Source organism: Pseudomonas fluorescens (assembly GCF_902498195.1).
Lineage (GTDB): Bacteria > Pseudomonadota > Gammaproteobacteria > Pseudomonadales > Pseudomonadaceae > Aquipseudomonas > Aquipseudomonas fluorescens_BU.
On the sequence record NZ_CABVIY010000007.1, the window covers coordinates 228,353 to 241,861 of the forward strand.

General features: G+C 63.6%; 15 protein-coding genes and 1 riboswitch. Of the genes, 2 read left to right on the forward strand and 13 right to left on the reverse strand.

Annotation, left to right across the window (positions count from 1 at the left end; all coding sequences use genetic code 11):
* Positions 1–66: 66 nt before the first annotated feature.
* The 13 genes from F8N66_RS31975 to cobO form a co-directional block, all read right to left on the reverse strand.
* Positions 67–189 (reverse strand): hypothetical protein, encoded by a 123-nt coding sequence (locus F8N66_RS31975; protein ID WP_263597743.1) that lies wholly within the window; start codon positions 187–189, stop codon positions 67–69.
* A complete protein-coding gene (locus F8N66_RS24805; protein WP_150772661.1) occupies positions 186–1,394 on the reverse strand; it encodes an MFS transporter in 1,209 nt (402 codons plus the stop codon). The genes F8N66_RS31975 and F8N66_RS24805 overlap by 4 nt, the downstream gene beginning before the upstream one ends.
* A 52-nt stretch (positions 1,395–1,446) precedes the next feature.
* Entirely contained in the window at positions 1,447–1,851 is a 405-nt protein-coding gene (locus tag F8N66_RS24810) for a MarR family winged helix-turn-helix transcriptional regulator (RefSeq protein WP_150772662.1), read from the reverse strand.
* A 149-nt stretch (positions 1,852–2,000) separates the two neighbouring features.
* On the reverse strand, positions 2,001–2,732 hold the full coding sequence (locus tag F8N66_RS24815; protein WP_150772663.1) for an adenosylcobinamide-GDP ribazoletransferase: 732 nt from the start codon (positions 2,730–2,732) through the stop codon (positions 2,001–2,003).
* Positions 2,733–2,734: 2 nt separating this feature from the next.
* Positions 2,735–3,310 (reverse strand): alpha-ribazole phosphatase family protein, encoded by a 576-nt coding sequence (gene cobC / locus F8N66_RS24820; RefSeq protein WP_150772664.1) that lies wholly within the window; start codon positions 3,308–3,310, stop codon positions 2,735–2,737.
* Complete coding sequence (gene cobT / locus F8N66_RS24825) at positions 3,307–4,362, reverse strand: nicotinate-nucleotide--dimethylbenzimidazole phosphoribosyltransferase (protein ID WP_150772665.1); 1,056 nt, start codon at positions 4,360–4,362, stop codon at positions 3,307–3,309. Before cobT ends, cobC begins: the two co-directional genes overlap by 4 nt.
* On the reverse strand, positions 4,359–4,880 hold the full coding sequence (gene cobU / locus F8N66_RS24830) for a bifunctional adenosylcobinamide kinase/adenosylcobinamide-phosphate guanylyltransferase (RefSeq protein ID WP_150772666.1): 522 nt from the start codon (positions 4,878–4,880) through the stop codon (positions 4,359–4,361). Before cobU ends, cobT begins: the two co-directional genes overlap by 4 nt.
* A 122-nt stretch (positions 4,881–5,002) precedes the next feature.
* The gene (locus F8N66_RS24835; protein ID WP_150772667.1) at positions 5,003–6,454 is read right to left on the reverse strand and encodes a cobyric acid synthase; all 1,452 of its coding nucleotides are present in this window, start codon (positions 6,452–6,454) and stop codon (positions 5,003–5,005) included.
* Positions 6,451–7,443, reverse strand: a complete 993-nt coding sequence (gene cobD / locus F8N66_RS24840; protein ID WP_150772668.1) for a threonine-phosphate decarboxylase CobD — start codon at positions 7,441–7,443, stop codon at positions 6,451–6,453. Before cobD ends, F8N66_RS24835 begins: the two co-directional genes overlap by 4 nt.
* A complete protein-coding gene (gene cbiB / locus F8N66_RS24845) occupies positions 7,436–8,344 on the reverse strand; it encodes an adenosylcobinamide-phosphate synthase CbiB (protein WP_150772669.1) in 909 nt (302 codons plus the stop codon). The genes cobD and cbiB overlap by 8 nt, the downstream gene beginning before the upstream one ends.
* On the reverse strand, positions 8,341–8,991 hold the full coding sequence (gene bluB, locus F8N66_RS24850) for a 5,6-dimethylbenzimidazole synthase (protein WP_150772670.1): 651 nt from the start codon (positions 8,989–8,991) through the stop codon (positions 8,341–8,343). The genes cbiB and bluB overlap by 4 nt, the downstream gene beginning before the upstream one ends.
* Positions 8,988–10,370 (reverse strand): cobyrinate a,c-diamide synthase, encoded by a 1,383-nt coding sequence (locus tag F8N66_RS24855; protein WP_150772671.1) that lies wholly within the window; start codon positions 10,368–10,370, stop codon positions 8,988–8,990. Before F8N66_RS24855 ends, bluB begins: the two co-directional genes overlap by 4 nt.
* A complete protein-coding gene (gene cobO / locus F8N66_RS24860) occupies positions 10,367–10,978 on the reverse strand; it encodes a cob(I)yrinic acid a,c-diamide adenosyltransferase (RefSeq protein WP_150772672.1) in 612 nt (203 codons plus the stop codon). Before cobO ends, F8N66_RS24855 begins: the two co-directional genes overlap by 4 nt.
* 81 nt (positions 10,979–11,059) lie before the next feature.
* Positions 11,060–11,289, reverse strand: a riboswitch (cobalamin riboswitch).
* 151 nt (positions 11,290–11,440) lie between these two features.
* Here cobO and F8N66_RS24865 point away from each other — a divergent pair.
* Together F8N66_RS24865 and F8N66_RS24870 are read left to right on the forward strand one after the other, a co-directional pair.
* Complete coding sequence (locus F8N66_RS24865) at positions 11,441–12,025, forward strand: hypothetical protein (RefSeq protein WP_150772673.1); 585 nt, start codon at positions 11,441–11,443, stop codon at positions 12,023–12,025.
* Between the two features lie 68 nt (positions 12,026–12,093).
* Positions 12,094–13,407 carry a PQQ-dependent sugar dehydrogenase gene (locus tag F8N66_RS24870; RefSeq protein WP_150772674.1) on the forward strand — a complete coding sequence of 438 codons (1,314 nt, stop codon included), beginning with the start codon at positions 12,094–12,096 and terminating at the stop codon, positions 13,405–13,407.
* The last annotated feature ends 102 nt before the right edge of the window (positions 13,408–13,509 follow it).

Consider the following 13,509-nt stretch of genomic DNA (forward strand, 5'->3'; position numbering starts at 1 on the left):
GCTTCCGTGTGAAGAATCGTCAGGATCGAAGTTACTCGCCATGGCCTCCCGCTAGCAAGCGTCCTTCTAGCAAGCCCCCATGCCCAACTGCATCAAGGCCAACCCACCCTGATGCCAGCCCCACCACGCCAGGGCCAGCAGCAAGGCAACGACTGCCAACAGTGTGATTCGTGGCCAGAGACTGTTCATGTCGCACTCATTGAGGTTTGCAGGCGCGCCACCGGCTGCTCGCGCACCGGCCAGTTCAGGGCGGCGGCCATCAGGCTCAGCAGGATTGCGACCTGCCAGATCAAGTCATAGCTTCCGGTCCGGTCGTACACCACCCCGCCCAGCCAGCCACCGAGAAACGACCCAAGCTGGTGAAACAGGAAAACAATCCCGCCGAGCATGGACAGATTTCGTACGCCAAACAAGGTCGCGACCGTGCCGTTGGTCAAGGGGACCGTCGACAGCCACAGGAAGCCCATGGCCATGCCGAACAGATACGCGGTGGTGGTGGTCACCGGTGCCCACAGGAACAGTGCAATCACTACGGCTCGCAGCAAATACAGCCCGGTGAGCAACCGTGGCTTGGACATGCGCCCGCCCAGCCAGCCCGCCGTGTACGTGCCGAAGATGTTAAACAGGCCGATCAGCGCCAGCACGGTGGTGCCCACGGTCGCCGGCAGATGCTGATCCACCAGGTACGCCGGCAGGTGCACGCCGATGAACACCACCTGGAAACCGCAGACAAAAAAACCGAACGCCAGCAGCCAGAACCCCGAATGGGAACAGGCTTCGCGCAGGGCTTCGGACAGGGTCTGTTCATGGCCGAGTACCGGCAATGGCTTGTCCTTGAGCATGCTCACCAGCGGCACGATCAGCGCCACCAGCAGCCCCAGCGCCAGCAGGGCCGCGGACCAGCCGAGCCAGCCGATCAACCCCAGCGTGCCGGGCAGCATGGCGAACTGCCCGAACGAACCGGCCGCGCTGGCAATGCCCATGCCCATGCTGCGCTTCTCCGGCGGCACAGCCCGCCCGACCACGCCCAGGATCACCGAAAACGAAGTACCGGACAGGCCGATGCCGATCAACAGGCCGGCACTCAAGGACAGGCTCACCGCCGAATCGGACAAGCCCATGAACACCAGGCCCAAGGCGTACAGGACACCACCGATGAGTACCACTTTCGCCGCGCCAAAGCGGTCGGCCAGCGCCCCGGTGAGGGGTTGCGCCAGGCCCCAGATCAGGTTTTGCAGGGCGATGGCGAAGGCAAACACCTCACGCCCCCAGCCGAACTCAGCGCTCATTGGCGCCAGGAACAGGCCGAAACCATGTCGAACGCCCAGGGACAACGCGAGGATCAGCGCACTCCCCAACAGGACCCAACCGCACGTACGCCACATCGATGTCATTCTTGTTCTCCGGTCACGGGTATATACCCGCTTAAAATCGAACAAACCGGCATCACGCCAGTTCGTCCAGCAACTTAAGTAACGTTTCGCGTTTTTCGGCGCCAAGGCGATCAACCAGCCGCTGCTGCGCGGCTTCCCAGGCCGGCAAGGCTGCTTGCAGACGCTCGGCCCCGGCCTCGGTCAACAGGACGATACGGTTGCGCATGTCCTCGCCTTCGACCAGCGTGACCAGGCCGTCGCCTTCCAGGACGCGCAAATTGCGTCCTAAAGTGCTGCGATCCAGGCCCATGGCCTCGGCCAGGGTGGAAATGCTCGGCTGATCCAGGCGCTGCAAATTGCACAGCAAAGAATACTGCGCAACGTTGATCCCGAAGCCGTCGAGAGCGCCGTCGTAATGCCTGCTGACGCCACGGGCGGCGCGGCGCAGGTTGATGCATAAACATTGGGAGTCGAGCATGGTGCGTGTATATACCCGCGGTTGGATGAATGCAAATTTATGTTACACCGCCCCTGTAGGAGCGAGCACGCTTGCGATGGACGTCAACGATAATGCGGGCATCCTGAACAGGCGCGCCGGCCTTGAGTCCATCGCGAGCAGGCTCGCTCTTACAAGAGAGCCAGGCCTACTAGCACCGCCGCTTCCAGCAACTCCAGCAACGCCCCCGCCGTATCACCCGTCGTCCCGCCCAGTCGCCGCACCATCACTCGCCTCAGCCAGACGAACACCAGCATCGCCAGCACCACGGCAAAAGCGCCGCTGACGCCGGCGATCAGCACACAGACCAACGCACTGACAGCCAGCACCTGCTTGCCCGCCAAGCGCGGAAGATGATCGGCCAGAGCTTGCCCCAAACCACCCGCACGTACGTAGGGTGTGGTCAGGAACAATCCCAGCAACGCGCTGCGACCGAGCAAGGGAACGATGAGCAGCACCACGGCGTGTTGTTGCTCGACCAACGCCAGCAACGCGGCGAATTTCAGCAACAGCACCAACACCAGCGTGACCACCGCGATCGGCCCGCTGCGCGGATCTTTCATGATGGTCAGGGTACGCTCGCGGTCACCAAATCCGCCGAGCCAGGCATCTGCGCTATCAGCCAGGCCGTCGAGGTGCAGCGCACCGCTGAGCAACACCCAGACCGTCAGCAACAGGGCGGCATGCAGGAACAAGGGCGCACCCAGCAACAACCCATTGACCGCCCACAAAATCCCGCCGAACAGCAAACCCACCAGCGGATAAAACAGCAACGACCGCCCCAGTTCTTGCGGTGCCGGCATGCCCGGCAGGCGAATCGGCAAACTGCTGAGAAATTGCAGGGCGATCCAGAACGGCAGCATGGTCAACGCACTTCCTTTAACAGGCCATCGCGCTCGACCGAGAGCGAAAACAGCGCGCCGTGTCCCACTTCGACGTTGAGCAATTGCTCACGGGGCAACCCCCGCGCCTGAGCCAGCAGCAACCGCATGACGCCGCCATGGCTGATCAGCAACACCCGCTCGCCGGCGTACGCCGCCTGCAAGCGCGCCACCGCCGCCAGCACTCGCGCTGAAAAGTCCGCCACCGGTTCACCCTGCGGCGGCGTAAACGAATACGGATCGGCCCAGAACTGCCCCAGGGCCTCGGCCTCCGATTCCATCAGCGCCGCCGCGCTCTGCCCTTCCCACGCCCCAAAGTGCAATTCTTGCAGGTTCTGATCGAACGCCAGCGGCACGCCCAATTGCCCGGCCAGCGCTTCGGCGAAGCGCGCACACCGCTGCAACGGCGAGCTGACCAGGCGGTCCCACGGACCTTGCCCGATCACTGCCTCGCGCATTTGCTGCCACCCGTTTTCGGTCAGCGCATCATCGAGACTGCCGCGCAAGCCGCCGCCGAGTTCGGTTTCACCATGGCGCAACAGATCCAGGTGCAAGGTCATGCCGGGCGATCCGCAACCGCGGCTTCGGCGAAGGTCGCCATCTGCCCGTGCAGGTCGCAAGCAAGGCGCAACAACGGCACGGCCAGGGCCGCCCCGCTGCCCTCGCCCAGGCGTAAGCCAAGGTCGAGCAGCGGCTCGGCGCTCAGGGTTTCCAGTACATGACGATGACCCGGCTCGGCGCCACGATGACCGAACAACAGCCACTGCCGACACTCAGGATTCAGTCGCACGGCAACCAATGCCGCCACGCTGCAGATGAAACCGTCCACGAGCACGGCGACCCCTTCCTGGGCACAGGCCAGGTAGGCACCGACCAACGCTGCGATTTCAAAGCCGCCCAGGTTGAACAGGGTTTGCAAGGCATCGCCACGCTGAGCACCGTGCAAGGCCAATGCGCGTTCGATCACCTCGGCCTTGTGGCTGACGCCCGCCGCGTTCAACCCGGTGCCCGGGCCGGTCAGATGCACCACCGGGCAGTCGAGCAAGGCACAGGCCAGCGCACTGGCGGCAGTGGTATTGCCGATCCCCATCTCGCCGCCGATGAACAACTGCGCGCCTGCCGCTTTCGCCCGCCACACGCTGTCACGACCGGCCTGCAGCGCGAGTTCGCCCTGAATGCGCGTGATCGCCGGGCCCTGCACAAAATTCGCCGTGCCCGGGCCGATATTCAGGTGGAGCACGCCCGGCAGGCTCAACGACGGCGTGACCGTTCCCAGGTCAACCACTTCCAGGGACGCCCCCAACTGCCGCGCCAACACGCTGATCGCCGCGCCGCCATTGACGAAGTTGTGCAGCATCTGACCGGTGACTTCCTGGGGAAAGGCCGATACCCCTTCGGCCACCACGCCGTGATCACCGGCAAAAATCGCGATCCAAACCTGCTCCAGCGTTGGCTTGATCCGCCCCTGCAATCCCGCCAGTTGTACCGCCAGCGACTCTAGCTGGCCCAAGGAGCCAGCCGGCTTGGTCAATTGCTGTTGACGGGCTTGCGCCTGCTCGACTGTCTGGGCATCGATCGGTTGGCAGGGGTTCAGCCACCAGGATGGGGTCATAACGCAGTTCCTTTCAAAGTCAGGGGCAGGCCGGCGACGGTCAGGACGACTCGCTGACAACGTTCGGCCAGGGCTTGATGCAGCCAACCGGCTTCATCGACATAGCGGCGAGTCAATTCGCCCAGCGGCACGACACCCATTCCGGTCTCGTTGCTGACAAAAATGATTTCACCCGGCAGCGATGCCAGGCACTCCAGCAAGGCATCGCGCTCGGCGTTAAGGCGCTTGGGGTTGTCGAGCATCAGCAGGTTGGTCAGCCATAACGTCAGGCAATCCACCAACAGGCATTGATCGGCGCGCGCGTTTTCACGCAGGACGCGGGCCAGCTCCAGGGGTTCTTCGATCAAGGCCCATTGTGCTGGACGACGGGCGCGGTGATGGGCGACGCGGTCATTCATTTCGCCGTCCAGGGGTTGGCTGGTGGCGATGTAGGTCACGGCCAGGCCACTGTTGGATGCGAGCTTTTCGGCCAGGCGGCTTTTGCCGGAGCGGGCACCGCCGAGGATCAGTTGGAGCATGGTTCATTCCTTAAAATCTTCGGTGAGGCGACTGCCACTTTCGCGAGCAAGCCCGCTCCCACAGGGTTCAGGTGATGACCCGTAGGAGCGGGCTTGCTCGCGAAGAGGCCGGGACAATTCCCCTAAATCCCGCAGAGCTCACGCAACAGCCCGGTATCCAGATGCTTCTCCACCAGATCTGCCAGCCGCTCGATGTCCCGCTCGCGCAGCCCGTGGTAATCCACTTCCTGCACAGCCTGCAATCCGGCCCAACGCAACAGCGCACTGCAGGCCGCCGGCGATTCGAACAGGCCATGCAGGTAGGTGCCGAAAATCTGCCCGTCGACACTCTGTGCCCCGTCGCAGCGACCATCATCGAGCTGCACCGCGGCCCTTTCCAAAGCCGGGCCGGTGGTGACGCCGGCATGGATTTCATAGCCACTGACTTCTGCATTCTCCAGCGCCAGTCGCCCGCGCACATTGCGCAGCTGCTTCTCTTCTTCAAGCTGCGTTTCGAAAGCCAGCAATCCCAATCCGGCGCTGGAGCCTGGTGCGCCTTCCAGACCCAGCGGATCATGCATCTGCTCGCCCAGCATCTGCAGGCCGCCGCAGATGCCCAGCAACTTCCCGCCATAACGCAGGTGCCGGGCGATCGCCGTGTCCCAGCCGTTGGCGCGCAAATAGGCCAGGTCGCTGCGTACGCTTTTCGAGCCGGGCAGAATGATCAGGTCGGCCGCTGGAATGGCCTGGCCGGGACCGATGAATTGCAGGTCCACTTGCGGGTGCAGGCGCAGCGGATCGAAATCGGTGTGGTTGCTGATGCGCGGCAGCACCGGCACCAGCACTTTCAGGACCTGCCCGACCTTGGTCGCCTGGCGCTGATCGATGCCGTCCTCGGCCTCCAGGTGCAGGTCCATCACGTAGGGCAACACGCCGATCACCGGTTTGCCGGTGCGCTGTTCCAGCCAGTCCAGGCCCGGTTGCAACAAGGCGAGGTCGCCACGAAAACGGTTGATGATGAACCCCTTGACCCGCGCCTGCTCACTCGGCGAAAGCAATTCCAGGGTGCCCACCAAATGGGCGAAGACCCCGCCACGGTTGATATCGGCGATCAGCAGCACCGGGCAATCCACCGCTTCGGCGAAGCCCATGTTGGCGATGTCACCGGCGCGCAGATTGATCTCGGCGGGCGAACCCGCGCCTTCGACCATCACCACCGGATAGGCCGCGCTCAACCGTGCATGGGAGGCCAGCACCGCTTGCATGGCGATGGCTTTGTAGTCGTGATAGGCCACGGCGTTCATCGTCGTGACCGCGCGACCATGGATGATCACCTGAGCCCCGGTGTCGCTGTTGGGCTTGAGCAGCACCGGGTTCATGTCGGTGTGCGGTTCGAGAAAAGCCGCCTGGGCCTGCACCGCCTGTGCCCGACCGATTTCGCCACCGTCGGCCGTCACCGCGCTGTTGAGCGCCATGTTCTGCGGTTTGAACGGCACCACGCTCACGCCCTGACGCGTGACCCAGCGACACAGCGCGGTCACCAGTGTGCTTTTGCCGGCATCCGAGGTGGTGCCCTGCACCATCAGGGTCGTCATGAGTCTTCCTTGGTAAAAGCTTCAAATGCCGTAGCCAGACGCGCCCAATCAAACTCTTCGGCGGGCAAGCCAAAACGCAGGCTGCTGTTATGCGTGAACAGGCGCAGCAGAATGCCGCGCCGGGCCATGAACTCATGCAGTTCCTCGGCGCGCTCGGTGATCAGCCATTGGAACAACGCACAACCGCCGTGAGGCTTGAAGCCATATTCCTCCAGCAGCGACGCCAGCCGCTCGCTAGCCTCCTCGGCCCGCACCCGTTGCTGGGCCTGCCCTTCGGTATCTCGCAGGCATGCCTGGCCCAAAACGCGGGTCGGGCCACTCACCGCCCACGGCCCGACCTGTTCGGCGAGCAGCTTGAGCAGCTTGCGCTCGGCCAGGACAAACCCCAGGCGCACCCCGGCCAGACCGAAAAACTTGCCGAACGAGCGCAGCACGATCAAACCGACCTGATGGGCAAACGGCGCCACACTCAGCTGCGGCGTGTTGTCCATGAACGCTTCGTCCACCACCAGCCAGCCACCGCGCTGGGCCAGCCGTGAATGCCAGTCGAGCAATCGGGCCGGGGTCAGGCTCAGGCCGGTGGGATTGTTCGGGTTGACCACTACCAGCACATCGAGGCTGTCGACAAAGAAATCGACTTCCTGCTCCAGCACCTCGCGCACGATGTAGCCATTGCGACGCCAGGCTTCGGCATGCTCGGCGTAACACGGCGACAGCACACCGACCTTGCCTGCCCGGCGCAAGCGCGGCAGCAACTGAATGGCCATCTGCGAACCGGCCACCGGCAATGCCTGCAAGGTGCCGTAGTAATCGCAAGCCGCCTGCTCCAGCCCGTCATCGGCTTCCGGCAACCGCGCCCAGGCTCGCAGTGGTATGTCCGGAACGGGAAACGGCCAGGGCGCCAGGCCGCTGGACAGATCAAGCCAATCGGCTTCCTCGATACCGTATTCAAGCGCCGCCTTGCGCAATCGCCCGCCGTGCTCAAGCATAAAATTCAGCCCCCACGCAGAGAATCAGCAGCCATAACCATACCCCGCGCTGGACCAATTGCCAGCCGCGGTCAATGGAGTCGGCGTCCGCCGGCACGCCTTCACCCAGGCGCGGACGCTCATGCAGCTCGCCGTGATAAATCGCCGGCCCGCCCAGTTCGACACCCAACGCACCGGCACCGGCAGCCATCACCGGACCGGCATTCGGGCTGTCCCAGGTCGGGCCCTGGGTGCGCCAGCATTTGAGCGCCAGCCGGGTTTTGCCCAGCAGCGCGTAGGTCAGCGCCACCAACCGCGCCGGAATGTAATTGAGCACGTCGTCGATCTTCGCCGCGGCCCAGCCGAAACGCTCGAAGCGTTCGTTGCGATAACCCCACATCGCATCCAGGGTGTTGCTCAAACGGTAGAGCACCACGCCCGGCGCACCGGCCACGGCAAACCAGAACAGCGCGGCGAACACCGCGTCACTGCCGTTCTCCAGCACCGACTCGGTGGCGGCGCGGGCGACTTCGGTTTTATCCAGTTCAGTCGTCTGACGGCTGACCAGATAACCGACACGGGTGCGCGCCTGCTCCAGATCGTCGCTGCGCAAGGCTTTGGCCACAGGCTCGACATGCTCCCCGAGGCTGCGCAGGCCAAGGGCGCAATACAGCGCAAGAATCTCGACGACCCAGCCGACATAAGGCGCCCATGAAAAGGCCGTTGCGAGCAACGTGAGCGGCAATACCGCGATCACCCACGCCGTGACGCCATGGCTGCGCCAGCCACGGCCACCACCGTTGAAACGTTGTTCGATGCGATCGGCAAAACGACCGAACGCCACCAGCGGATGCCAGCGCTTGGGTTCGCCCAGCAGCGCATCCAGCGCCACGGCGGCGACACTCAACAACGCCACACTCATTGACTCACTCCCCAATAATTCTCGTACAACAGTTCACTGAGCGGACGCTCTTGCGCCCAGCCTTCCAGCACCAGCATCGGTGCCGGGTAAAAAGCCTTGACCGGCCCCAGGCACAAAATCGCCAACGGCTTGGCACCGCTCGGCAGGCCCAGCAAATCGGCCAGGGCCTGCGGTTCGAACAGCGACACCCAGCCCATGCCCAACCCTTCGGCGCGAGACGCCAGCCACAGGTTCTGAATGGCGCAGGACAGCGAGGCCATGTCCATTTCCGGCAAAGTGCGCCGGCCAAAGATATGCCGCTCGCGGTCATCCATCAGCGCGGCCACCAGCACTTCGGCGCAATCGTTGATGCCTTCGACCTTGAGCTGCATGAACTCGTCGGTGCGCTCGCCGAGGGCCTCGGCGGTGCGGATGCGTTCTTCTTCCACCAGTGCCTGGATGTTGCCGCGCAAGGCGCGGTCGCTGATGCGAATGAAACGCCAGGGCTGCATCAGGCCGACGCTCGGCGCCTGGTGTGCGGCTTCAAGCAGCCGGCGCAGGAGCTCGGGCTCGACGGTGCCGCCGCTGAAGTGGCGCATGTCGCGGCGTTCGGCAATCGCGCGATAAACCGCTTCGCGTTCGGACGGACTGAATGCGTTGTCGGTCATGGCCTCTTCGCGAGCAAGCCCGCTCCCACAGGGTTCAGGTGATCAGCTGTGGGAGCGGGCTTGCTCGCGAAGGCGTCCTCCCGGTCAGGTGAAAACAGCGAGGCGATCGCCGAGGGATTGGACGGAAAATAAAAATGCACATAAGACGCTGTCATCCGCCCCTCGCGATATACCGCCTCCGCCCCGCGCCCGCCATTAGGGCTCAAGCCCCGGGCTATCGGTGTCAGTTCAGTGGTGGTCAGCGAATGGTGGTAGGTGTGCCCGCGCAGCGAGCCTTCCGGTAGCTCAACCGCCTGCAAGGCCAGCGCGGCGAGGCGCTTTTGCATCATTGCATTTCCGCTGAGCAAGCCGACCAGTTCTGCACGGGTGCCTTCGACATCGGTCAACGAATCGAGCAGATAGAGCATGCCGCCACACTCGGCCAGCAACGGCTTGCCCGCGGCATGGTGGGCGCGGATCGCTTCAATCATCGAAGTGTTCTGCGCCAGCGCCACGTGGTGCAACTCCGGATAGCCGCCGGGCAGGTACAGGCTGTCCGCCTCGGGTAAAGCGGTATCGCGAATCGGCGAGAAAAACCGCAGTTCCGCGCCCATCGCCCGCAGCAAGTCGAGGCTGGCGCCATAGGTGAAGGCAAACGCCTCATCCCGGGCCACGGCAATGCGCACGCCAGCCAACAGGGGTTCGACTGCAATCACATCCGGCGCGGCGAATTCCACCGCCGGTGGCAGCGCGACTTCGCAACTGCTGGCCAAGGCATCGGCCGCCGCATCGAGGCGCGCATCAAGGTCGTTCAACTCGCTGGCCTGCACCAGCCCGAGGTGCCGGCTCGGCAATTCGATCCCGGTTTCCCGGGACAAGGCGCCGTACCAACGCAGGCCTTCGGTCAGGCTGCCCTCGAGCAATTGGGCGTGACGCAAGGTGCCGACGCGGTTGGCCAGGACCCCGGCAAACGGCAAGTCCGGCTGATAGCGCGCCAGCCCCAGGGCCAGCGCACCGAAGGTCTGGGCCATGGCGGTGCCGTCGATCACCCCCAGCACCGGCACCCCGAAGTGGCGTGCCAGGTCGGCGCTGGACGGTGTGCCGTCGAACAGCCCCATCACGCCTTCGATCAGGATCAGATCGGCATCGGCGGCGGCTTCCCACAGCAAGCGTCGACTTTCCTGCTCGCCGACCATCCACATGTCCAGTTGATACACCGGCGCACCGCTGGCGCGCTCGAGAATCATCGGGTCGAGAAAATCCGGGCCACATTTGAACACGCGCACCTTGCGCCCCTGGTTGCGATGCAAACGGGCCAGCGCGGCGGTGACGGTGGTCTTGCCCTGGCCGGAGGCCGGCGCGGCAATCAGTACCGCCGGGCAATGACGGGGTTGACTCACAGCTCGACGCCTTTTTGCGCTTTGATACCGGCCTGGAAGGCGTGCTTGATCATGCCCATTTCGGTGACGGTGTCGGCCAGCTCGATCATCGCAGGCGGAGCGCCACGACCGGTGACGACCACATGCTGCATCGGCGGACGCGCCTGCAAGTCACTGAGCACCTGATCGAGATCGAGGTAGCCGTGCTTGAGGGCGATGTTCAATTCATCCAGCACCACCAGGCCGATGGACGGGTCGCGCAGCAGTTCCTGCGACACTGCCCAGGCCGCTTCGGCGGCGGCGATATCGCGCTGACGGTCCTGGGTTTCCCAGGTAAAGCCCTCGCCCATCACATGAAAACGCACCTGCTCGGGGAAGCGCCGGAAGAACAATTCTTCGCCCGTGCTGTTGCGGCCCTTGATGAATTGCACCACGCCGCACTGCATGCCATGGCCCATCGACCGGGCGAGCATGCCGAACGCCGAGCTGCTCTTGCCTTTGCCGTTGCCGGTCAGCACCAGCAGCAAGCCGCACTCGTTCGGGGAATTGGCGATGCGTTCGTCGATCACGGCTTTTTTGCGCAGCATGCGCGCCAGATGACGTTCGTCACGATCAGGGGTATCGGTCATGGGGAGCTCTCCGTTGAGGCAGGAATAACGGCGGGCAGGCACAAGAATAGAAGGCATTAAGCCTGGCATCGCCCACCGTGATGCCGCTTGGATGGATCAGGCCGGTCTCCGGGCTCATGAGCGGCGTTGGCCCGACTGCGCGCCTTCCCATGTCTTCGACACAGTGGCTCAAGGCGCAGTCTTCACTCATTTACCGTTGCGGGGGCAGCGCCGGGATCGCAGGCCATCGTGCGTTGAATCGGCCACTCACCGGCTTCCCTGTTTCACTCTGTCGACCCAAGTCACAGAGCACCTGAAACAAGCCGCGAAGGTTAGAGGGTTGGGGGTGGAGCGTCAATTGAAGACAGGGCGCGCGAGCGAATAACTGCCACCGATCAATTAACTGACGTCAATCTTGTGCCACACGCTCAGCAGTGATATCAAAGAGCCACAACCCATCACACAATAACAAGGGTGAACCCCATGCAAGGCATGATCATCAGCAATCCGAAGCTGGAATTCCTGCGCCCGGTGCTGGAACGCTGGTTTGACTGTATCGACCGCTATAACGCCGTGCGCGGCGATAACGAGACGCCTTACTGGCTCGACGAAAAAGCCAACCTCGGGCTGCTCTCCGCCGCCGCCTGGATGGCGGAGATGATTACCCTGCAACAATCGCCCACCCGCAAACAGACCGAGGAAGGTGAGCGTAACGCCCGCGCCGACCTGTTCATCGCCACCCCCGAAGCACGCGCCTGGTTGCAGGCCACGCAACGCTGGCCGCGAGTCAACAGCCTGAACCTGACCCAGGCCCTGCACGACATCACCAGCAACGCCCGACAGATCAGCTATGCCAGCGACCTGAAACTCGGCTGCCTGTTCGTGGCCCCGCAAAAGACCCAGCACGGCGCCACGCCGGAAGAATTGCAGGACATGGTCGACGACCTGCAAAAGGAGCACACCTGCGCCGTGGCCTGGTATTTCCCCTACGCCTACCGCAAGTTGCGCGATGACAGCGGCCACTATCACCCCGGTGTCGCCGTGCTGCTCAAGGAGGCCCGCGGCTGACCGGTTGAACCATCGCGCGCTCGCGCTTCTCTACTGATCAGGCCAATGGATTCTTAGGGAAGATCAGCATGCGCAAGCCCCAGCTCGTTCTCGTCATCGCCCTCGCCGGAGGGCTCGCCGCTTGTGGCGAAACCTCCAGCCTGCAAGTCTCCGACGGCACCGGACCGTCACCCAAACTGCCCGAACCGAACAAAACGCTGATGCCGACGGTCAACATTGCCCCGGCCATCGGCTGGCCGGACGGCGCAAAACCGGTCGCGGCCGCCGGGACGCAAGTGTCCGCTTTTGCCGACGGTCTCGATCACCCGCGCTGGCTGTACGTGCTGCCCAATGGCGACGTGCTGGTCGCCGAAACCAACGCCCCGCCCAAGCCCGATGATGGCAAAGGTGTTCGTGGCTGGGTCATGAAGAAAGTCATGGGGCGCGCCGGGGCTGGCGTGCCGAGCCCGAACCGCATCACCCTGTTGCGCGATGCCGACCATGATGGCGTCGCCGAAACCCGCACGGTGTTTCTGGAGAACCTCAACTCCCCCTTCGGCATGACCCTGGTGGGCAATGATCTTTACGTCGCCGACACCGACCGCCTGCTGCGCTTCCACTATGAAAATGGCGCCACTTCGATCAAGTCGCAGCCGATCAAAGTGGTCGACCTGCCAGGTGGCACGCTCAATCACCACTGGACCAAAAACGTCATCGCCAGCCAGGACGGCAGCAAGCTGTACGTCACCGTCGGCTCTAACAGCAACGTCGGCGAAAACGGCATGGACCAGGAAGAAGGCCGCGCAGCCATCTGGGAGGTGGATCGCGCCACCGGCAACCACCGGATCTTTGCTTCAGGCATTCGCAATCCGAACGGCCTGGCCTGGGAGCCTGCGAGCGGGGCGTTGTGGACAGCGGTCAACGAGCGGGATGAAATCGGCAGCGACCTGGTGCCCGACTACATCACGTCCGTGAAGGACGGCGGATTTTATGGCTGGCCCTACAGCTATTACGGCCAGCACGTCGACATCCGCGTCGAGCCGCAAAACCCTGACCTGGTGGCGAAGGCGATCGCGCCGGACTATGCGGTCGGCCCGCACACCGCGTCGCTCGGCCTGACCTTTGCCCAAGGCAACAGATTGCCGCCGCCATTCAAGGAAGGCGCCTTTATCGGCCAGCACGGTTCGTGGAACCGCAATCCACACAGCGGCTACAAAGTGATTTTCGTGCCCTTCAGCGCCGGCAAACCGAACGGGCAGCCGGTGGATGTGCTCACGGGGTTTCTCAATGACGACGAAAAAGCCATGGGCCGGCCGGTGGGCGTGGTGATCGACCAGCAGGGGGATCTACTGGTGGCGGATGATGTGGGGAACAAGGTGTGGCGGGTGTCGGCTGTTAAATAGCTACAACACACATTCCCTGTGGGAGCGGGCGTGCTCGCGAAAGCGGTGGATCAGACGACATTAATATGACTGACCCACCGCTTTCGCGAGCAAGCCCGCTCC